13 protein-coding genes and 4 pseudogenes are annotated in these 20786 nt (G+C 58.2%); 12 read left to right on the top strand and 5 right to left on the bottom strand.

The features are described 5' to 3' along the window. Nucleotides 1–92 precede the first annotated feature (92 nt). The 5 genes from AC5RWD_RS03510 to AC5RWD_RS03490 all read left to right on the top strand — a co-directional run bounded on the left by AC5RWD_RS03510 (nucleotide 93) and on the right by AC5RWD_RS03490 (nucleotide 5073). On the top strand, nucleotides 93–1004 hold the full coding sequence (locus AC5RWD_RS03510) for a LysR substrate-binding domain-containing protein (protein ID WP_494018708.1): 912 nt from the start codon (nucleotides 93–95) through the stop codon (nucleotides 1002–1004). 211 nt (nucleotides 1005–1215) lie between these two features. Beyond that, nucleotides 1216–1857, top strand: coding sequence for a plasmid pRiA4b ORF-3 family protein (locus tag AC5RWD_RS03505; RefSeq protein ID WP_494018707.1), 642 nt, complete (start codon nucleotides 1216–1218; stop codon nucleotides 1855–1857). Between the two features lie 360 nt (nucleotides 1858–2217). Then, nucleotides 2218–3324, top strand: a complete 1107-nt coding sequence (locus AC5RWD_RS03500) for a tyrosine-type recombinase/integrase (protein ID WP_494018706.1) — start codon at nucleotides 2218–2220, stop codon at nucleotides 3322–3324. Further along, complete coding sequence (locus AC5RWD_RS03495) at nucleotides 3321–3659, top strand: helix-turn-helix domain-containing protein (protein WP_494018705.1); 339 nt, start codon at nucleotides 3321–3323, stop codon at nucleotides 3657–3659. The genes AC5RWD_RS03500 and AC5RWD_RS03495 overlap by 4 nt, the downstream gene beginning before the upstream one ends. Next, nucleotides 3649–5073: a site-specific integrase gene (locus tag AC5RWD_RS03490; protein ID WP_494018704.1), complete on the top strand. Its 1425-nt coding sequence runs from the start codon at nucleotides 3649–3651 to the stop codon at nucleotides 5071–5073. The genes AC5RWD_RS03495 and AC5RWD_RS03490 overlap by 11 nt, the downstream gene beginning before the upstream one ends. Before the next feature lie 489 nt (nucleotides 5074–5562). Here the strand turns inward: AC5RWD_RS03490 and AC5RWD_RS03485 are convergent, their stop codons facing one another. Beyond that, on the bottom strand, nucleotides 5563–6471 hold the full coding sequence (locus AC5RWD_RS03485) for a hypothetical protein (protein WP_494018703.1): 909 nt from the start codon (nucleotides 6469–6471) through the stop codon (nucleotides 5563–5565). A 762-nt stretch (nucleotides 6472–7233) separates the two neighbouring features. On the opposite strand from AC5RWD_RS03485, the gene AC5RWD_RS03480 reads away from it, so the two are divergent. From AC5RWD_RS03480 to AC5RWD_RS03470, 3 genes and pseudogenes are all read left to right on the top strand, one after another. Then, entirely contained in the window at nucleotides 7234–8022 is a 789-nt protein-coding gene (locus tag AC5RWD_RS03480) for a hypothetical protein (RefSeq protein ID WP_494018702.1), read from the top strand. Further along, nucleotides 8019–9083: a radical SAM protein gene (locus AC5RWD_RS03475; protein WP_494018701.1), complete on the top strand. Its 1065-nt coding sequence runs from the start codon at nucleotides 8019–8021 to the stop codon at nucleotides 9081–9083. The genes AC5RWD_RS03480 and AC5RWD_RS03475 overlap by 4 nt, the downstream gene beginning before the upstream one ends. A 570-nt stretch (nucleotides 9084–9653) precedes the next feature. Then, a pseudogene (locus AC5RWD_RS03470) lies at nucleotides 9654–10219 on the top strand (recombinase family protein). An 83-nt stretch (nucleotides 10220–10302) separates the two neighbouring features. Here AC5RWD_RS03470 and AC5RWD_RS03465 read toward each other — a convergent pair. From AC5RWD_RS03465 to AC5RWD_RS03455, 3 genes and pseudogenes are all read right to left on the bottom strand, one after another. Next, nucleotides 10303–11367 (bottom strand): annotated as a pseudogene (locus AC5RWD_RS03465) (transposase). A 402-nt stretch (nucleotides 11368–11769) separates the two neighbouring features. Beyond that, nucleotides 11770–13995, bottom strand: a complete 2226-nt coding sequence (locus AC5RWD_RS03460) for an OmpA family protein (RefSeq protein ID WP_494018700.1) — start codon at nucleotides 13993–13995, stop codon at nucleotides 11770–11772. Nucleotides 13996–14467: 472 nt separating this feature from the next. Next, entirely contained in the window at nucleotides 14468–17392 is a 2925-nt protein-coding gene (locus AC5RWD_RS03455) for a hypothetical protein (protein WP_494018699.1), read from the bottom strand. Between the two features lie 471 nt (nucleotides 17393–17863). On the opposite strand from AC5RWD_RS03455, the pseudogene AC5RWD_RS03450 reads away from it, so the two are divergent. Together AC5RWD_RS03450 and AC5RWD_RS03445 are read left to right on the top strand one after the other, a co-directional pair. Next, a pseudogene (locus AC5RWD_RS03450) lies at nucleotides 17864–18430 on the top strand (recombinase family protein). A gap of 176 nt (nucleotides 18431–18606) precedes the next feature. After that, a complete protein-coding gene (locus AC5RWD_RS03445; protein WP_494018698.1) occupies nucleotides 18607–19035 on the top strand; it encodes a hypothetical protein in 429 nt (142 codons plus the stop codon). Between the two features lie 101 nt (nucleotides 19036–19136). Here AC5RWD_RS03445 and AC5RWD_RS03440 read toward each other — a convergent pair. Then, nucleotides 19137–19366 (bottom strand): annotated as a pseudogene (locus AC5RWD_RS03440) (SOS response-associated peptidase family protein); the annotation flags it as partial. A 112-nt stretch (nucleotides 19367–19478) separates the two neighbouring features. Here AC5RWD_RS03440 and AC5RWD_RS03435 point away from each other — a divergent pair. Continuing rightward, the gene (locus AC5RWD_RS03435) at nucleotides 19479–19778 is read left to right on the top strand and encodes a DUF4193 domain-containing protein (RefSeq protein WP_494018697.1); all 300 of its coding nucleotides are present in this window, start codon (nucleotides 19479–19481) and stop codon (nucleotides 19776–19778) included. Nucleotides 19779–19803: 25 nt separating this feature from the next. Further along, the gene (locus AC5RWD_RS03430; protein WP_494018696.1) at nucleotides 19804–20226 is read left to right on the top strand and encodes a hypothetical protein; all 423 of its coding nucleotides are present in this window, start codon (nucleotides 19804–19806) and stop codon (nucleotides 20224–20226) included. Nucleotides 20227–20786 lie beyond the last annotated feature (560 nt).

Below are 20786 nucleotides of genomic sequence, written 5' to 3'. Positions count from 1 at the left end.
GCGACTTTGCCTGAACTCAGTGTGGGTTAGAACATATCCCCGGTAAAGTACAACTATCTGAGCTATATCCACGGTTTTAGTGAGGAGAGGTAGTGGCACGCTACACGTTGCGACAACTCGAAATCTTTATCGCTGTTGCTGAGCACGGAAGCATGTCGGCTGCGGCCGACGCTCTGCTCGTCTCCCAGTCGGCGGTCGCCGGAGCAATCAACGCCTTGGAACATGCTTTTGGAGCGCAACTGACCATACGGCGCAAGGCCCACGGCGTGGCACTCACTGCCGCCGGGCGGTACGTCTTAGACCGGGCCAAGGGACTGCTCAACGCGGCTACCGACCTGGAACTTCATGCCGCGGATGCGGGAGCCGAGTTGCGCGGGTCCCTGACATTGGGCTGCTACAGAACCCTGGCGCCTACGGTCCTGGCCGCACTCATTGACAACTACAGCCGACTGTATCCATTCGTCGAACTCGACTTCTTCGTTGGTCCGCAGTCCGAAGTGCAGAGCGGCCTGACATCTGGAACCCTGGACCTGGCCATCGCCTACGACCTGTCACTGCCCAACGGGCTGGTGAGCCAAAGACTCTTCGACGCCGTGCCAGCGATCGTCCTAGCCGCCGACCACCCACTTGCCGCGCACCCGGCACTGGGACTGACGGACGTAGCTGATGAACCGATGATCCTGCTGGACGTCAATCCCAGCCGGGAAAACACGATGATGATGTTTTCCAGCGCGGGCATAGAGCCGAACATCAGGTTCAGGACTCTGGATTACGAGGTCACCAGATCGCTGGTGGGGCGCGGCATGGGCTACGCGATCCTAGTCCAGCAACCCGCATCCAACCAATCCTACGAGGGCCGCCCACTCGCGGTCCGGCCCATCGAGCCCCCAGTGCGTAACGTTCCCGTATCCATCACCTGGCCCGCAGCCATCCGGCCGTCCCGAAGCGTTGAGGCGATGATCACACTCGCCGCGCAGCTATACGGCAAGCCAGCCAAGGGTTGATCTGCCACATGGGGGCAAGTGAACGCACTCCCAAGGCAATAACTGCACATATCACGTTCCCCAAGACGGGCACCTAATACATTCATCCTCCTGCCGCTCCCAAGCCGTTTTCAACGGCCGATAATTGATCTTTCGTCAAGTTGCCCCAAAGCAGGGCAGAGGTCGCTGACGTCCTCGAAGGACGGCCCGCAGGGGCTGAAAGAATGGTCTGATGGGCAAACTTGGGGCCGGGAGCGGTGGCGGGCAGGAGTCGATCTTGGAGGTTCGCGTGGTGCTGGTCGACAGCGTGCCTGAGATATGGCGTCTGCTCGAGATTCGAAGCCCCATGGCACTCGACCAGGTACACGAAGTTCTGCAGGTGGCTTTTGGCTGGGAAGACGCGCATCTGCACGGGTTCACAGCCCTGGAGCCTTTTGTGCGGCTGCGGCCTGTCGACGGCGAGATTCCCGATGACCTGCAGTGGCTCCCGAAACAGGAGTGCTTTGATCCGGACGACAGACCTGAGGAGGATCTCTCCCTCGAGCAGCTGTTCGCGCTGGGCTCCGCGGTGGCCTTTTACGAATACGACTTCGGTGACAGCTGGCTTCACAGGCTCGAGCTGGTGTCCCGACGCCCCGCCGACGAAGGCGCGCCGGCGGCCCGGCTGGTCGACGGCGCCCGACGCGGCCCGCTCGAAGACTCTGGAGGATTGCCCGGGTACGAGGACATCATGGACGCCTTGGCCGATCCGTCTCATCCTGACCATGCCGAGTACTGTGCCTGGGCGGCCGATATAACCGGCTCTACTGAACCTTTTGAGCCGGCCTTTCTGGACATCGCCGATGTCAACCGGACACTGTCTACGTTGTTCTGACGCTGGGACTGCGACCGAAAACTCCACGAATAGCAGCCAGGAAAGAGCCTCTTTTACGGCTCTCCCCCAGCCATTTTCCAACGCCGATAACCGACGTTACGTCAAGTAGTACTCTGCGTATCTCATCAGATGAATCAATCAGGCCCTCTCCCGCAATGTTCTGGGCCGCATCTTTAATGAGCCCTTATGGCGCGGCATTGAAGGGTTTTCTCCGGGGCCGATCGATACCAGCAGCCATGGCGCGTGGCTCCGCGCCAACGCACTGAACGACAGAAAAAAGGCCTCTGACCTGCAGATTTGTTGTGATGATGCATTTAATGAATCATTGATTCAGTTTTTGAAGCAGGTTCGGGAGGCGAAATGGCAGTCGATGGATCAGGCCGGGTCCGGCTTTTGGGCTCCCTCCAGCTGCTCCATCCCGAACAGCAGACCTTCGACGAGATGCTGGATGGCTGGCGCAACCAGCAGTTATCGCGCAACCTGAAGTTCGACACCATTGACCAGCGCATCCGATACGTCCGCAGGTTCGTCGACCACGTCAATGAATTTCCGTGGCATTGGACCCCGGCCCATGTCGAGGAGTATTTCGGGGATTTGCGCTCGATCCGGCACCTGAGCCACTCGACTCTGCGCGCTCACCAGTCCGCGCTGCGCCACTTCACCTCCTACGTCGCCAACCCCGACTATGGCTGGGACCGGGTCTGTGAACAGCGCTTCGGCACGCATCCGGCCCAGGTCTTCTACGAGTGGAACACCTCCACCGATGTGCAGGACTTCGAGGGCCGCCCCTCGAAACGTCCCTTCACCAGGGAGGAGCTCCAGCGGATCTTCGACCACGCCGACGACGAGGTCGAACTCATTGAAGCCTCCGGCAAGAAGGGCTGGCAGGCGGCCTACCGCGACGCTGTGATGCTCAAGGTGGCCTATTCCTACGGGCTGCGGTTCAACGAGCTGCGGCATCTGCAGAGCGTCGACTTCGCAACCAACCCGCACGCGCGCAAGTTCGGGAAATACGGTGTCTGCAAAGTCCGGTTCGGCAAATCCCGCAGGGCATCACCGCCCAAGCCCCGCAGCGTCCTGACGGTCTTCGACTGGACCGCCGGCGTCCTTGAGGACTGGCTCGCCAACGGCCGCGGAACCCTTCACACACTGGACCTCTTTCCCAGCGAACGCGGTGGACTCATCGTCGAATCCACCCTCCTGCGGCGCCTCCGGCGTTATCTCGACGAGCTGGGAATACCTTCAGACGGGCTGGATCTGCATTCCCTGCGGCGCTCCTACGCCACGCACCTGCTGGAAGCCGGATGGGATCCTAGATTCGTGCAATACCAAATGGGCCACGAGTACGCGTCAACCACCGGTATCTACCAATTCGTCAGCGACGACTTCCGCAACACCACCCTGCGGGCGTCCCTGGACCGCACGATGGACCAGGCGCTGGGCAAACAGTCGGGAGGCCGGGGATGAAGCGCAAGGTCGAATACACGTGGCGGCTCTCCGAGCTGATGGCGGCCCGGGGACTTCACAACACGACCGATCTCATCCCACTGCTAGCCGAGCGCGGAATCATCCTTTCCCGGCCGCAGGTCTACCGCATCGTCAACCAGAAACCCGAACGGGTCGCGCTGCAGGTCATCGCGGCGATCTGCGACATCTTCTCCTGCGGCCCCGAAGACCTCATCACCGTCACCGCCGCCGATGTCCGGGCACGCAAGACCGGAACCGCCAACTCCCCCAACGTGGTGGACCTCAACCGCACCGTCCGCCCGCGCCGCGCCCGCATCATCGACGATGACCATTGACCTCCCGGAAGGACTCACACCGCGCAACACCGTCCGCGGCAGGCCCCGCACGACCGGCTCCGTCCAGTGCGCCAGGTGCGGCCGCAACGCCGGCAGGACCAGGGCAACCTGGCCCGAAGGCAAGATCTGCGGTCCCTGCTTCACCGTGGCGACCCGCACCCACGGCACTTGCCCCGACTGCAAGCAGCACAGACTGCTCCCCGGCCCACCCATACAGGAGGGAGGACCCCGTTGCGCTCCGTGCGCCGGCATCCTCCACAACTTCCACTGCGCCCGCTGCAGCCACGAAGGTGAGTTCTACCGCCGCGGCATCTGCGCCCGCTGCGCACTCAGGGATGATCTCACCACCCTGCTGCTCACAAATCCGGCTGATCCGACAACTGCAAACCGTCTGGTTGACGTCCTCTGCCAAGCCGATCGACCGGAAAGCATCATCACCTGGAAGCGCTCCCCGAAGGTCCAGGCGCTCCTGACCTCAGTCTCGAGCGGACAGACTCCCCTGACCCACGAAGGTCTCGACAGTCACCGGGAAACGGCGGGGCGGGCAGCCGACCACCTCCGGGCAATACTCGTCCATCACGGGCTCCTCCCCTATCAGGACCCCTATCTGACCCGCTTCGAAACCTGGATCGATGCCAAGCTCCGCCTCCTGCCCGCCGAGGTGGCCAAACCCGTCGAGCATTTCGCCAAATGGCACCACCTCCGGCGGATCCGCAGCATGGCAACCCGCAACAAAACGGCCCAGCGCCCGGTGCACTCCGCCAAACAGGAGATCACCGAAACCATCAAGTTCCTCGACTGGCTCTGGCAGACCCACAACCGCACCGCCGCAACCTGCACCCAGCAGGACGTGGACACCTGGCTCACGACCGGGCCGACAACCAGGAAAGCCGTCCGGACCTTCTTCGTCTTCGCAAAAAAGACCGGCACGAATATGCGTGTCGAAATCGGCCACTATGCCGCTAAAGACCGACCCGCCATCCCGCAGAAACAACGCCTCGCCTGGCTACGGGAACTGCTCACCGGCACCAGCGAATCCCTGCCCTACAGAGTCGCTGGAACACTGCTCCTCCTCTATGCCCAGCCCCTGGTCCGGGTGGCGGCGCTCCGAACCGACGCCATCAGAATCAACGCCACTACCGGCACGATCAGCATCACGTTCGGCAAACATCCAGCGCCCGTCCCACAGCCACCACCTCTCCGTCACCCCGCCACCACTGGTCGCCGACGCACTCGGCTACAGCTACCAAGTCGCATTCCTCCACGCAGACGCCGCAGGAGACGCATGGTCCCGGTACGTCGACCGGCGGACGGAACCCTGAATGAACAAGGGCGCCCGTCAACTCCGGTACGGGGCACCTCGCCGCCATGGCCCACGACGTTTAGGGAGTTTCATTGTTGGGCCTCCGCCTAGCCTCGATCTTCGTCGAGTTCTTCTTTAGGCGGGTCCTTCTCGGGACCTTTGGAATTGCGACTCCGGCCAACGGCAACTGGCATGCAAAAGCCAGTAACTGCCCCGCCGATCACGGTCATTGCCCACTGCGGAAGCTCAGGAAAAAGCGCCCCGGCACTGACAGCGGCGATCACACCCGCAAGCACTGCAAGAATCCCGTGTAATACGAATCGTGGCCAATTCATGGCTCAGCATAACCGGGCATGAATGACGTCGCCACGCCTTCAGAGCGCCCTTCAGCGATCTGCGCCAGCGGGCCATTCATCGACAATACGCACACATTGGATACGCAGGGGTGCCAGTAAAACCGCGATTATTGCATCTGATGCAAAGCAGCCCCTCCTCTACAGACTCATTCGACTGCGGTGACGCGCGTGAGCCCTGGAGGCGACGAACGGAATTGTTTCCTTTGCGCCCGAGCGCGCGAGATCCGCCCATCACGCTGAGTAGCTATGTGGTGGGCGGTCCTACATCCATCGGCAACCACTCGGCCCCTTCGGATTCATCTGGCGCAGCCAGCCCATATAAAAGGATGTCGAGGTACCTGCGAGTCTCGACGGCAAACTGCTGGAGCAGCGGTACAACGTCGTGAGTTGCGTTCTTGTAGTTCAGCTGCACCTTCATCTTTGGGCGAAGGATCATCTCACCGACCATCCGAATATGCCCTCCGGCGTGGATCGTCCCGAGTACCACACCATCCTCAAACCTGCTGTCCGGGTGCATTTCCAAGCGTGGCATGGCTGGGGTGTCGCGGTCATCATACTCGAATGTTCCGTTGAGGTTGACTTGGTGCAGGTCGGCCGAGACTGTCAGGATGTCGCGGTGTTTGTCTTGGATATCGAGGTCGTGGAGCATCGACAGCACCGTCACACCCCCAGTTGCATAGGTGAAGGGCTGGATAATCCGAAGCCGTTCTTGAAACTCCGGGCGGATATCGCCGATCCAAGCCTTGACGCTATCTTTCCACCGCTTTTCGTCCTCCCAGATTGGGAAGGTGACGCTCTTCGGTCGTGTTGGCTCCGCATCGTTGAAATGGGCCATACCCCAAGCCACGGCGTCGAATGCGCTTCGGAAGTTGTGCAACGCATCGCCGAGATCGAGTGACCATTCGTGCTTCGGTATTCCACGTGGGACTCGGGCAACCAGATCGATACCTTGCCGGTCTTCGCGCAGCACGGCTTGGACCGATACGGGGGCGCTGGCGTGCCACTCGCCGAACTTCGACTGCAACGCCGCAATGTGGGTGTTCGCTCTGCTCCACTTCAGGTCAGGCCAGGTGGAGAAGTTGACGCCACCAACTAGCTGAATCTGCTCTGTGAACGCGGGTTGGTTGTCTTCGGTGAGAGCGTCGTCAGACATGGGTCAAGTATGGCATTGGGAGTAATCCGATTCCTGCTGGACACCAGCAACGTTGCCAGTGATGCCGTAGATATGAACTTAATCGATTTATGCTGACGGAATCGCGGTTATCGGCGTTTGGGAATGGGACTAAAAAAGCCGCCAGAACTAGTCCGGCTGTAGTTCAGCTGGCCTTCGTCGGTTGGGCTTCAGTTAGTGAACGGACGCAAGGGTCGTGCCGGGCTCCTGAAAACTTAGGAAGCCCGTCAGCAATGCTGACAGGCTTCGTGGGAGTGGAAACATCCCAAAGCAAGCATACGACGGGAATTCGCTGCCACCAGGCTGGAACACCGGAACGGCGTTCGTCATCGAGAGGCCCTTCAATGCAGCTGCTGGACGGGCTTGTTGGGGACCACCGTTTCCGCCGCAAGGTCATCGCCGCCTGGGGAAAGCCGGATCAGCCGGCAGTAGAACGCCTCTACGACAAGGGCGTTTTCGTTTCAGCATTACGTGCTGGGCAACCTCTCCCCCAAGGCCCTGTGCGGCGGTTCGGTGCTGCTCGTCTCCGACCAGCCCTTCACGACTTGGACGGGGCAGTTCCGACCAAGCTGCAGTGCCCGCTGCGCGTTTCCGTCGTGGCCCGCGTTATGGTCTGCGTTGCCGCTGAAGATACTAGGCAAAAGAGCTAGTTGTCGGCTGCTGTGCACTTGGTTGAGGCATTTTCAACGAGAACATTTTGCGTGTTCCCCCGCGGCCACGGGAAGCGCATACTAAGCCAATCGTTTGTCGCTCGACGACGCCGTCAGTGAGTGTCTTCGGGAGGTCAACGACGTCCTAATTCCACAGAGCAACACGAAGGGACCGAAAATGGAAATTCACCGGCTCTTACTCCTTGACCTCCCGGACTACAGTGATCGGCTTGGAGCACTGTTAACGCGCATGGAAAGCGATGAAACGCTGCGGCAATTATATTTACGAGACCCGAGCACGATCTTGACCAAGGCTCTGTTCCCCGGCCAACCCAATTTACCCAAGAGCGTAGTTAGCCGAAGCAACAGGCTCCTTTTTTCACTGCTCAGCAATCAGGGCTTCATGGCCTGGGCTGATGGCTACGGAGCTGCACTCGGAGAAAGAGCGAGAACAGAATTTCCGAACCTCAGCGAAGAGGAAGCGGGACGGGCACTAGCCTCAAAGCTTGAAGCCACAGAAGTTTATGAAGAGATCATTGGGGCGGCCGTAGCTAACGTCGACCGCGAGCTGCTTGCGACGCTGCTCGCTGTCAAAAATCATGAACTAGACAGTGTGCTGGCTGGCCGCCCAGGAGGTGGCGACGCACCTCCTGTCAACATAGTTGCAGCCTACGTCGTTGTGATTATAGCTGTCTTCGCTGTGATAGCAGCCACAGTGCTTAACCATCATTATGGCAAGAACGCGCCAGGGGGCTTCGCGCGCACTGATCTGGACAGGCTAAGCAGATTGTTACTTGAGGGGCTCACTAATGAAGCCGAGGCCATGAGGGCAGCAGGCACCCTCAGGTCCACTGATCCTAATGACCGTGGCGCTGCAAGATGAAACCGTATGAAACGCCGAAGGCGTCGCGCACCCTCTCACTGATGCCTACCTACCGTTGCACGGCAGCCTGTTCACATTGCGGGACGTTGAGCAAGCCACAGGAGAAGACACGCCTCGATGCAGAGCATTTAAGGGCAGCGATCACGGAGGCATCAGACCTTGGCTTTGAGCTGGTTGTTTTTACCGGTGGGGAAGCAACTCTGGCTGGCGACGCCCTGTTCGAACTCATCGAATACGCGAGGGAACGAGAACTACGGACCAGGCTTGTCACCAACGCTTGGTGGGCGCGGACCAAGGAAGCCGCGGAGAAATGGCTCGACCGGTTGGACACAGCAGGATTGGACGAGATCAACTTTAGCACTGGCGATGAGCATGCCCGCTTCGTCCCAGTTGAGAGGGTCATATTTGCTACCTGCGCCGCCTTGGAAAAGGGATTACCGGCTTCAGTAATGGTTGAGGTAAAGGATGGCAGAGCCGTAACAAGACAGGTCATCGACGAGAGCCCGCTCATTCGCGAGGTGCTCGGGCGAAGTCCGAATGCGTCACTGCATATTCTCGAAAGTCCGTGGATGCCATTGACGCTTGAGAGCGACATCGAATACAGCCCCGAACTTACGGCCAACCGCGCAAACTTATCCGCAAGGACAGGATGTGACAGCGTCCTGAACACGACTACTGTAGGGTCCGACGGAACGATTTCGGCGTGCTGCGGAATAGGCGTCCGGCTGATCCCTGAACTCCATACCGGCAACATCGTTACAGGGAAAATCGCTGATGCAGTCAAGACTGGGGACAAAGACTTCCTCAAGCACTGGATAGCCGTCGAAGGCCCCGAACGCATATTGGCTTGGGCGGCAGAACATGATCCGTCTATCCGATGGGAGGACAAGTACGCCCATCGGTGCCACGCATGCCTTCGGATGTACAAGGACCCTGCTGTGCGGGCAGTAATCGAAGAGCACTATCAGGAGAAGGTGATTGACGTCCTGACTGCCGAATGGCTTCTCAATTCTTACGGTCAGAATAGACAGGAGACATCAGAGGCAAGCGCTCCAGACTAGGGAAAGCCGCACCGTAGTGACTTGCCCAAACAGTTCAACTAGACGTGCCTCCAGCCTCGGCTGGAGGGACGCCGCTGCTGCCGCCGTCCGTACGCATGCTAGGCATGACGACCACATTTTTGACAGCGTCCCGCTCAGGGACATGTAGCCCTCAGCCTTGACCATGGCCATTTCCGAGGAGATCGCGCCACATTCGGACATCAATGGCGTCAGGGTGTCCACGGCGATATTAATGGAAGCTTCCACTGCTTCCTTATGCGGGCCGGTGTACCAGAGCAGTGTGCGGACGACGGTGACGCGTGCGCCGGAGGCGAGGGTTGAGTCCGCCCCGGTTCGGCCCGGCGAGGCAGTGGCCTTCCGCCCCGATGCAAATGGGTGGAACGAGACAGGGAAGGCTCAATCACTGTGCCAAGGGGACCCTCGTGCTAGTAGTTGAAGTTGAAGGAGTCAGGGCTGAATATGTCAGGTTGAAGAACACCCCACTCTGACATCAAACGATCCACGTATCTTGACCTGCTCCAATAAAGGCCATAGAACTCAAGCTGACAGTTGATGGGTTTGGAGGCTCAGGTGGCTGGACAACGGATCGGGTACGTGCGCATAAGCACGCTGGACCAGAATGAGAAACGCCGACTCGAAGGCCAGGTTCTGGACCGGGTCTTCACCGACAAAGCCTCGGGCAGGGACGCCTCCGGGCCGGAGTCACTGAGCTGCTGCGGTTCGCCCGTCACGGGGACACAGCCGTCGTGCACAGCATGGACCGGCTCGCCCGCAACCTCGATGACCTGCGTTCCCTGGTACAAGGGCTCACCCGTAAAGGAGTGCGGGTGGAGTTCGTCAAAGAGAGTCTGGTCTTCACCGGCGAGGACTCCCCCATGGCCAACCTCATGCTCTCCGTCATGGGGGCCTTCGCCGAATTCGAACGCTCTTTGATCAGGGAACGGCAGCGGGAAGGCATCGCCCTGGCCAAGCAGCGCGGTGCCTACCGCGGGCGGAAAAAGAGCCTCACACCGGAACGAGCGGCCGAGCTGGTACAGCGAGCCGCCAGCGGAATTCCCAAATCCGTCCTCGCCAACGACTACGGCATCAGCCGGGAAACGGTTTACCAGTACCTCCGTCAGGCCAAGCTGGCCTGACACCCTCCCCTGCCGGTCCAGCGCCTACGTACGTGGAGCCCTCCTGCTTTACGGAATCACGGTTATCGACTCTTCTATGGTTGTCAACGTAGCAATGGCCGGGGACTGTGGGCATTGAGTGTGCGGTAGATCCGTCGGGCGAGGTAGCGTTTCACGCACCGAGGAATTTCTTTCTTGGATCGCCCTTCTGCCTGCCGTTTCGCTACGTATGCGACCGTCGCTGGATCGAACGCCATCCTCGTAACACCAACCAGGTGAAGGGCTTTATTCAGAGTCCTGTCGCCGGCGCGGTTGAGCCTATGACGGACGGTAATTCCAGATGAAGCGGGAATGGGGTTGACCCCGGCCAGGGAGGCGAAAGCCGCCTCGGAACGTACCTGGCCCTGATGAGACCAAGCGGTAAGACAACTAGCTGCCGTGACGGGTCCGAAGCCGGATTCCTGCAGCAGCGGCGCGGCTTCGCTGACCTCAACCAGTTCGGTGATCCGGGAGCCGTTTGTTTTGATCTCAGCGTCGAGGTCGCCGATGCGCTTGGCCAGTCTGACCGCTTCAGAGAGGGCCACCGATACAGCAAGAGGTTCTTCACGGACCCGCCACCGGGACACCTCCAGTATCTGACTTCCGGTCAACGACTTGCGCGCATCGAAACCCAAATCATTGATCCGGAGCAGCGCGGTCAACGCGTTCACTGGTCCGGTCGGTTGTCATCGAATGACGCGCACTGACTAGGACCCGCAACGCTGCGCGGACCCCTTCGTTCAACCGTGGCCGGCGCAACTTATCCTCTTCCAAGGAAAGGACGGCAGAAGCGTTCCGGTGCGCGTCCAACGGATCGGACTTCCAACCCCACGACGCGGCAGGGCGTCCATGCGCGTGGCTTCAGCAACCTGGTAGCCGGCTGCTGCGACAGCACCGGCCAACACGGCACCATAAGAAGCCGTGCCCTCAATCACCCATAGAGTGGCCAGATCGGCTTCGGTGCGACGCGCAACCCAAGCAATGGCGCGGTTGATCCCGGCGCCCGTCGCTGGGAAATACCGGTTTTCGATCCGTTCGCCGCTTGCCGCGGCAATGATGGCGAAAACGTGCTTCCGGGCGTGGGTGTCGACACCCACGCCGTACGGGTGGGAATACGCAACGATAGTCATAGCGGTTCTGGCACCTTCCTCATTTCGCGGACATGGTCAGGCCGTTGCGGGCCGGTACCAGTCCGGGTAGAGGTCACTTCGGAACAGCACTGTGACGATAACAAGACACCCGGGCACGGGGCCAAGCGTTTAATGAGTCACGACCGCGGGTGGAACGACCTGCACCTACTCTGCCAGCCAATCCCAGACCAGCCACCCCAATCCTCACAGGCGTTCAAGCCACGGGAGGAGAAGTGGGTGCGAGAACTCAGGTGAGGACGGCGGATCGGTGCCCGCAAGTTGCCGTGCGCTGCCCGCCGCCCCCGCCCACCTTGATCTACGGTCAGTCGTGAGGCATCGCGCTTCAGACACCGCATCGTAGCTGGTAGAAGCAGCTACGTGACTGGAGACGAACTTGCCCTACTACCTCCGGGTCTCGAAAGCTCGGAAGATGACTTCTCCTCGTAAGTTCACCTCAACTTTCCGCCATAATGGCCACTTTTTCAGCACAATGTCTTGGTGGGTCTTTTTGTAATTTTCTAGATCACCTGCATCGTTTGGCGGGTCCCCTCCCAGTGCTTCCCGTGCAGGAATCTCGCCGTGTGCGACAGGTTTCGGAGAATTTGCGCTAGCGGGGATACCCCAAGCATCCTTGAAAGCTTGAACAACAGTCGCTGCACGCGCCGCCGAGAGTTCCATGTTGTTCTCTGATGTGTCCTCCGGGGATGCGAAACCGTGTATTTCAATCTGAGATGCGGAGGCCAGCACGATGGCACGATTGGTTGCCAAGAAAACTTCTAAAAGGAATCGACTATCCTGGAATGGTTGGCTGCTTTTCTTAAGTTCTGGCGAATTAACCTCGAACAGCACGACTCCATGCTCTTGACCGAGAAGGCCATGATGAACTTCGAGAGGGACTTGATTTTTTGCGACTTTCGAGTCGTGCCCGAAGTGAACTATGGCACCGTATCCTGCCGAAACAGTAAACAGCTGCACTTTAAAATTGATCTTTTTGTACGCATCAATGAACTTATCCCAGCCCTCTTTTATACTCTTAGGAGTAGTTACGGTTTGAACATTCGGATTAACAGGCGCTACTTTAGGTCCACTTGTCCGCACACTCTCAAGAACGGTGCCGTTCCTTAAACACATTGTATGAAAGCTGGTGTTGGGGTAGGACGCGGAAAATCCAGGTCCGGAAACGCTTGGTAGTTTCAGATTGGCAGCGTGGTACCAGGCCCCATGAAAGTCAATGGCGTTCACGGGGGCTGACGAAAAAAAGATCTGTTGACCGAGGGATGCGCTTCCACCTCCGTCCCACTTGGCACTCTTCGGTTCCTTCTCTTTGTCGGACTTGACGCTTTTAGGTTCCTCCTCGATGTCGAATAGATCGAAAATACTCGAGCTAACAGCCAAGCCAGTGCCTATATCCAAAAAAGCACCTAACAACCATTCGCTGGTTTTGTCAATGCGTTCAGACTTTGCTGGTTTCCACCAATCTGACGTAGTAGTCGAAAATGTTGGCGATTCTTTTTGCGCTTCCAGCAAGACATTAGGTTCCTTTAAAACAAAATTCCCATCGCTATCCCTTACGCGCGAATTGTTGCGCATTTCAAATTCCACAAGGATGCGTCGCACCACAAGTTGGAAGATTGTAAAGGTCCCCTTAACAGCATCGATCTCGTTTGTCGGCGTATTTTTTGTGTCCGCCGCAAGCAGCTTCTTGTCTTTTTCTGACTGCCCGGAGTTCTTCACGAGCATTTTTGACCAAGTCGTAGGGCTTACAGGAAGAAAGTCCACGATGTATGCGAAACCCTTGCTCCCCCCGACCATAATGTTCAACAACCCGAAGATGCGTTTCGCCTTCTCATCCTCGGGTTCAATGCCAGCCGCTAGGGCTTCATACAGCTCAAGACGCGTAGATGTTCCGTCGCCAGCCCTCGGCTTAGTGCCGCCGAGGACACCGCGCAAGGTGGATACGAGAAGTTTCTGATGTGCCTCCGGCAGTTCCCCCGGTGATAGCTCTGTCACCTGATCCAGATGGTCAAGAATTCTGCGACATGCTGTTCTACGGTCGAGAGGAACCATGGCATTGCTTGTTTGCCGCCAAGCCTCAAGGAGTCGGTCTGCCTTAGCGTTCACAAAGTGATCTACGACTGCAGCCTGCCATCCTTGGTGCATAGGGGATACCTGCTGCTGAATTAGATACTCGCGCGTCGAGGTTTCTGCAGTTTGAATGACAGTCCAAGGTAACCTCGGGCTGGTGTCATACCTGCTGAACACGTCTGCATAGCTACTCGACATATCGAATCTGAGGAACGCCTGCGCGCCTCCATCCGCAGAGGAAGCCCAGGAGAAACAGCCCACATTTTGATAAATTTCCGCTCTGGGGGGAAAGCCCGTTCCTGCCGTCACATGCGGGTCCGCGCTGTTCGGCTCATCCTGGCGATTATTCGCAGTCCCCCAATGCATCAGAAATTCACCGTTACTGAAGCGATGACGGGTGTCTACGATAAAGGCGCCTGAGTTAAGTGGCGTCACCTCACGCTGGTCGGGCCAGGAACCCAAGTGCGCGTTGAATCCTCTGCCAGGGGGCATAGCGAACCAGCCTACGATAGCTTGCCCCGCGCTACAGATCTGAACAGTCATGGGACGTCGAACTTGTCGAACAGACCGCTTCCTGTTGTAGGTGCTTGGTCTCGTGAACTCGATCGGAACGCCGTTCTGCTGGTATAGGCCTGTCGGGTCAAAAGAGAGAACACGGTTTTCCGGGCTGGGCCTAGCGAATCGAATCCGCGGTGGAAGAGAGACTGCCTCAGCCTTTCGAGGAATAGAGCTGGGGAATGAAGAAGGCGGCTTGGGGAGAGCGGGGGCCTCCCCAGGCTGGGGCGCGCTAGGTGGTTGTGGGGGGTGAAGACGGGCCATCAGTTGTCCAAGAGTAGAGAAGTAGTGACTTCACGTGTAAGACATAGGGAAGGGAGATTGCCAAAGTGAAAACTTCACCGTATGCACTCTTAAGTAGCCCCTCAATTCGGACGGCAGGCTTCCAATACATCCCAACGGACGAGAGTCCGGGGTAGTGAACTCTTCGGATACCCGAACCACGAGCAGTAGGACCGCATCAACCTTGGTCCTCGCCAGAACCGCGCTGCTCTTTTGTAGTCGTAGCACTCTCCTCGATTGAGGGCTGATCGACTACTTTGACCTGCAAAGTTTTAGGGTGGTACTCGACTTCCACTGCGGCAATTTGGTCCGTCGGTAGCACTTCCATCCACTGGGAGAACAGTTCCTGCCTCTCACTGTTGCCATCAAACCGCACGCCTCCTGCTAAGGGGTAAAAGCCGTGTTCGTACACAGCCTCGGATGGCAGACTTCCCGCCATCTCTTTGTCAAAAGCCGAGTCACTGTCCCCCTCATCAGGTATCGGAGTTTTCGCGTTTTTATGAAAACTACTGATTTGATGTATCAAGCCATGCAGGGCATCTAATACAGAAACGTTCTCCGTGCCTTTATCGTCGTGCAGTCTGTAATCATCGGAAAGCCCCTCGGCCCCTTCAACATGCGCCTGTCGTAGCCAGGCGATAGCCTCTTTCTCTTTCCCGACCCGGATTGGAATTACTGCCTTTACCCAAGGAGAGTTGAGCAGCGCGTTGCGCAACTCATCCCCATCTAACTGCAGAAGCCACCCCAACGAGCTACCTAGTTTCGCAGGGGACGAGTCCTCAGTGATGTAGTAGTTGTCACGGCCTAGTTCCCGAGCGCCTCCCCAATCGACGGTGTTTGCGATGGGGATTGCCGGACGTTGCGGCGCACCCACAAGAGGCAAGATTTTTTCCCAGTTGATGAGGGAACTGAAAACCATGTCCTTGATATCCATTTTACCGGTGTCGTCGTCTTTACCGGCGTCCTTATCGCCGTTAGGCGAAGTTGGGGAACCAATGAACTGGGTGCTACGGTGCCGTCTCGGAATCCACCACTCCGCGGCTACGAAGTACAGCATCTTGTCAACGTCGAAAATCGACCGCACGAGCTCTGATGTAACGTGCGTCGGCGCATCACCACCCACATCCATTAGCTGTGCTATAAGTCGGCGGAAAATAACAGTACGTTCCTCTTCACGGAGCATACCTGCGTTGCGAGGCTGTATAGCACTCGCGGCTTTTATCCTAGCTTGGGATTGCTCTATGAATGCATCTCGATACCGCTGGGCGCGTTCCTCGTTGTACATCTCCATACGCTTGCTGTATTCCAGATCAAGCTTTTCTATCAATGTTGCATCTGGCGCCCATGTGCACTTGGCAGTGACAACAATTTCACCCTTTCCGTGGAAATTCACACGGTCCAGATGAATGATAAAAGATCCTTTGCTGGAAGCGGCGGTTGAGGTGATGCTTGAAATAGAAGCTAGCAGGTCGGCCCCGCCAGGATCGATTTCAACATTCTGCAGGGTGAAGCCCGGCGTTTCCAGTGTGGCCGTGAAGGGGAAATTGGCGACGATATGATTCTTCACTTCTTTAATACCAAAGGTGCTTGTAATCTCGGCCTCACCGCCATTCACGTATGAGACATCATTCGGCCCACTGTCGATTGCGGAAAAGGGAATCTTTAGGGGACAATCAGAAAACTTAGTATCAGCATGTGTCGGTTGATCAGGCTGCACCAGGTCCGCAAGCTCAGGGGGTTTACCTAAGTGCACGAGTTGACTGATCCCCAAATCCCCCCCTGGATCATCAACAAAGGTGTGCCAGCACAATTGAACTCCGACGTCTTGGACTTGCACGCCTACCTTGCGCATCTTTCGACGCAATTCGTAGTTGACAAGGCGCTTGGTCGTGTTCTGAATCACGTAACGCTTACTTGCCGTGTCAACGGTCTCCGTCGTTACTTTGTACGTTGTTTTGAAATTCTTTTTGATTTCACTTGCGAGGCGGTCTGTTTGTGACCGCATCATTTTGTGCGTCGTTTCCTTTGCAGCGGTGCTTGCCTCGTCAAGAGAGAAATTGGCAGTAGCGGTGTCTTGAAAGACCGGGGTTTTGTAGTTTGCAACATTGGTCACACCCAGTTTCACGCTGGAAGTGTTCTCTTCCCTGACCGCGTCGGCGAGGTCGTCCTGCCGGGTAGTTTCAGACTCGCTTCTACTGATTGTCTCATTACCGATTTCGGTAGCCCGCTCACTTGTAGTTCTTCGGGTATTTGTTTCTATGAGTTCGGTCGTTCCGCCTGGACTCAACCAGATATGTCCAACAGGCGGACCGAGAAAGGTATCAAACTCAAAAAAATACTGTCGGTAGAGATGAATCAGGCCAATGGGGGAAAGCACGGCCTCCCAGCTATCCGCGTTGAAGCTAAGCATGGGGTCGGCCTGCAGGGCGGAAATTTCCCCTTGTTCGATGTCCGCATTATAGAAGAGCGCTGTAAGTTCGTCTTGATTGTTTTGTGCCAAAAATATGAGATACCCAGCGATACGCACTTCTTTATCGAAGAGAGCACGTATGGCCACTTGCGAATTGGTTGCAGGGCTAACCGCCGCTAGGAAGCTTCTAGCGTAGATGGCCGCGGGGGATTCGGATGCGACTTCATCTGGATTGTTGATCGTTCGAACCAGCTCTTCTAAGAGGGCCGTCATGGCTGGAGGGGAGACAACACTAGACCAAGAAGTAGGTGGTTGAGAGCCCAGCTGCTGTGCGAGGAGTCTCACAACCGCACAGTCTATGGAAGAATCGACAGCAAGCTTTGGCGGCGCTTTATAGTCGAAGGGCTCCAAAGGCTTGACTTTGATGACCGATCGTCGGCCTTTAAGGGGTGGAAATTCTTGGATTACTTCTACTCTTGAGAATCCCTGGTTTACAAGACGTTTCCCGAGCGCATCATAAATCTCACGTCGCTCGCGTCTAATCCGTTTCTGAAGACGTCCAGATTTCCAGCCCAGTAGTGGCTGATATATACCAAAACTCTCTGAGGCGTAGGGGAGTGTTCCTCTATATTCCTGCCAAGCCGTCATCGCACGCTCCCTGAGGCCGTTGTTGCGCTGATCTTGCAAGCTCATCACACGGATCCTTAGGATGGTGGAATTTTTTCAATCAGTCAATACTACTCAGTAACGAGTCGCATGATTTCAAGGGGGTTGGCCAACCGGTGGCCCGTGTTCTGCGCCTGTCGGCGGCAGCACGGGGCCAGGGAAAGTGGTCCATAGTGTGGCTGCCCGGGAAACCGGCGGCTTGCAGTCCCCGACCGCTCGTCCACTCCGTCGAGCGGCGCCCGCTGAGCTCGGCATCTAGCACGTCTCTCGTGGTCATCTTGCCGTAGTCGCTCTGGGGCAGCTCCACCGCCACCTCAGGCTCCTACCAATGGCTGGGGCCGATGCGAGGATGCCAGTAATTGGTCTGGCCCCGGCGCTCCTAATATTCCATTCGAGTAGGGCACACCCCACTCTGACATCAAACGATCCACGTATCTTGACCTGCTCCAATAAAGGCCATAGAACTCAAGCTGACAGTTGATGGGTTTGGAGGCTCAGGTGGCTGGACAACGGATCGGGTACGTGCGCATAAGCACGCTGGACCAGAATGAGAAACGCCGACTCGAAGGCCAGGTTCTGGACCGGGTCTTCACCGACAACGCCTCGGGCAGGGACGCCTCCAGGCCGGAGTCACTGCGCTGCTGCGGTTCGCCCGTCACGGGGACACAGCCGTCGTGCACAGCATGGACCGGCTCGCCCGCAACCTCGATGACCTGCGTGCACTCGTTCAGGGCCTGACGCGAAAAGGGGTGCGGGTGGAGTTCGTCAAGGAGAGTCTGGTCTTCACCGGTGAGGACTCCCCCATGGCCAAACCTCATGCTCTCCGTTATGGGGGCCTTCGCCGAGTTCGAGCGCTCCCTGATCAGGGAGCGGCAGCGGGAAGGCATCGCCCTGGCTAAGTAGCGCGGCGCCTACAAAGGTCGGAAAAAGACCCTCTCACCGGAACAGGCGGCGGAGCTGGTCCAGCGTGCGGCCACCGGCGTCCCCAAGTCCGTCCTCGCCAGCGACTACGGCATCAGCCGGGAAACGGTCTACCAGTACCTGCGCCAGGCCAAACTTTCCTAAAGTCCTCCCCTGCTGGCCCAGCCGCTACGCCGAAGCGGGAACCATGCGAGCTTAACAGAATCACGGTTATCGGCGTCCCATTTTTGGCTAGGGGAGGGGCGGGAATGACTGCCCGTGTGACACCGCCGCGGCCACGGTTTGAGGTACTCGCTGTGCCACGAATTAGTCTTGGAGACATGGAACGCTCCGACCGCGATGCCGCAGAGGTATCCGCAGAGTGGCGTCGGCTGGATGCACAAGCGCGTGCCATCGCCGACAGGCTCCTGGTCCAAGGGCCCGGCGCGGTGAATCGTCTGGGCCCTCAGATGGGACTATATCGGGAGATCAAGCACGGCCTGGCGAACATGCCGTATCTAGAGGATCGGAAGCCCGATGCCGGCGGTAGCTCCAGGCGCTGGGAACGCGGCCAGTGGCGCCGGCTGACGAAACAGCTGCTCATGCAGGCGCGTGACATAGCAGACCAACTCCTGGAGGAAGGCCCTGCCGCTGTGAATAGTCTCGGCCCTAAGATGGATCGCTATGCTGCAGTGAAGAAAGAGCTGGAGCAGCTCTCGTACGCCGTAGCGGGAACCCACTCACAGGCACCGCAGGCCCCTAACTGGTAGCGACCAGGTCTACATAAGTTAGAGGCTCATTCTGGGCCACTCAGCTGACGGTGGGTCGACCTCATCAAACCACTGGACCACAGCGTTGCCCCCGTACGCCATTCGCTGCGCGCGTTGATGAGCTTGGACCCGATCTTGATGTCTTTGGCCCAGGACGGCACCAACCCTCATCGCGCTATGAGCAGGTGCCGGTCAATAGAACCCTCATCGAAGCGCCCGACGATGATCGGAACGTCCTGCGTGGGTGCACGTTCCAGCTCGGCGGCGGAGGCCTGCCCTCGACCACCTTCGCATCGAACTGACTGAGAAGGTCACCCGTGGCCCTGGACATCACGTATCTGCCGCACATGCGCCCATTCTGTCCCATGGCTATGGAATAGGAACGCCATGCTGTATGTTGCAGTCGCGACAACGCAAGCTTGAGAGAGAAGAGATATACCTAAGTGGCAACTGATTACGACGAAGTCCGATCCGACGTCAAAGAATCGCAGGACACCTCCCTGGAGGCATTCCGCTCGGCGAACACCCCTGACGCCCGCAGCGTGGTTCGTGAGCTGGACGAGGCAGACACGGTCGAGGGCATCGAGCTGCCCGGCGACTTCATCGCCGAAGAGCTCATCGTTCAGGTCATCCCCCAAGCCGACGACGAGTTCACCTGCTGGTCCTGCTTCCTGGTCCGCCACCGATCCCAGGTGGCCAAGGAGAAGAACGGCCACGCCTACTGCGTCGACTGTGAGGGCTAAGTCAGCGCACGAACAACCCCCGGTCATGGGAGGGCCGGTTCCGGACTCGGTCTGGGACAGTATCCGCGCCGAGTTCACCCTCCCGTCCCTGGAACAGGTTCGGGGCCGCCTCACCGAGCTCATAGAGAACCCTGAACCGGCCATGCGGCAACTGGTCCGCGTGTTTATTGGCCACGGCACCTACTGCCCCGGCTTCCAGTTCCTTCCCGGCGGGCAACTGCACTCCACGGTGACGGCGCTGTTCGTCAGGGCCATGGAGCTGCAGGTTCCACACAACTACTTCACGCCCTGGATGGTCACGCCCTCAAGGCAGTTGGGCGGCTCCCGCCCCGTGGACCTCCTGACTGATAGGGACCGGCTACTGCTGGAGCTGAAGCGTTCGCAGGCTAAGCCGGACGGAGAGCTCCGGCGCTGGAACGACCGCTTCAGCCCGGGCCTAGGGGTCTAAAAGTCGGCAACAGCCGCGGGCCCTTCTATAGAATCCCGCAGGATCTGCGAAGGTAGTGCTTGCCAGCAGCATCTTGCTGCCCTCCAGAGCCTTGCTCAGACGACCGGGCATGCCAATAGGATTGTGAATCCCTATTTCGAGAAAAGCACCGACAGCAGCCGTGTCTCAGCTGGGCACACCCACGCAACGCCCGTAGGGTCGAGGTGAGTCTCGAAGGGACAAATGGAGAGAACGGCAGAGGGCTTCTCCCCCGCTGGCAGGGCAAACGTCGATCGATGACGTCCTGAGGTCGCAGTACGACCTGACTCCTCAGCTCCCTCTCCGCTGGGCCGCTCTTGAGACGCCCGCCGGAGGCCATCAGCTGTCCCGAGGTGAAGTACAACCAAACCGGACACCGCAGCTAGCTTGACGGAATATCGGTTATCGCGTTAAGAAGCGGCCAGAAGTGTGGTGGAAAAAGCGGCGCCACAGGAATGCTCTGCCGCACGCAGGCGAATTTCAACTTCTCGCGGCGGATGGCGCGGAAATGTGTGCCATGAATTAGGGAGCCTTTCAGCAGT

Source organism: Arthrobacter sp. CMU6, assembly GCF_059090205.1.
The sequence above is the reverse complement of the archived record's forward strand: the minus strand, read 5'-3'. Positions and strand labels throughout refer to the sequence as shown.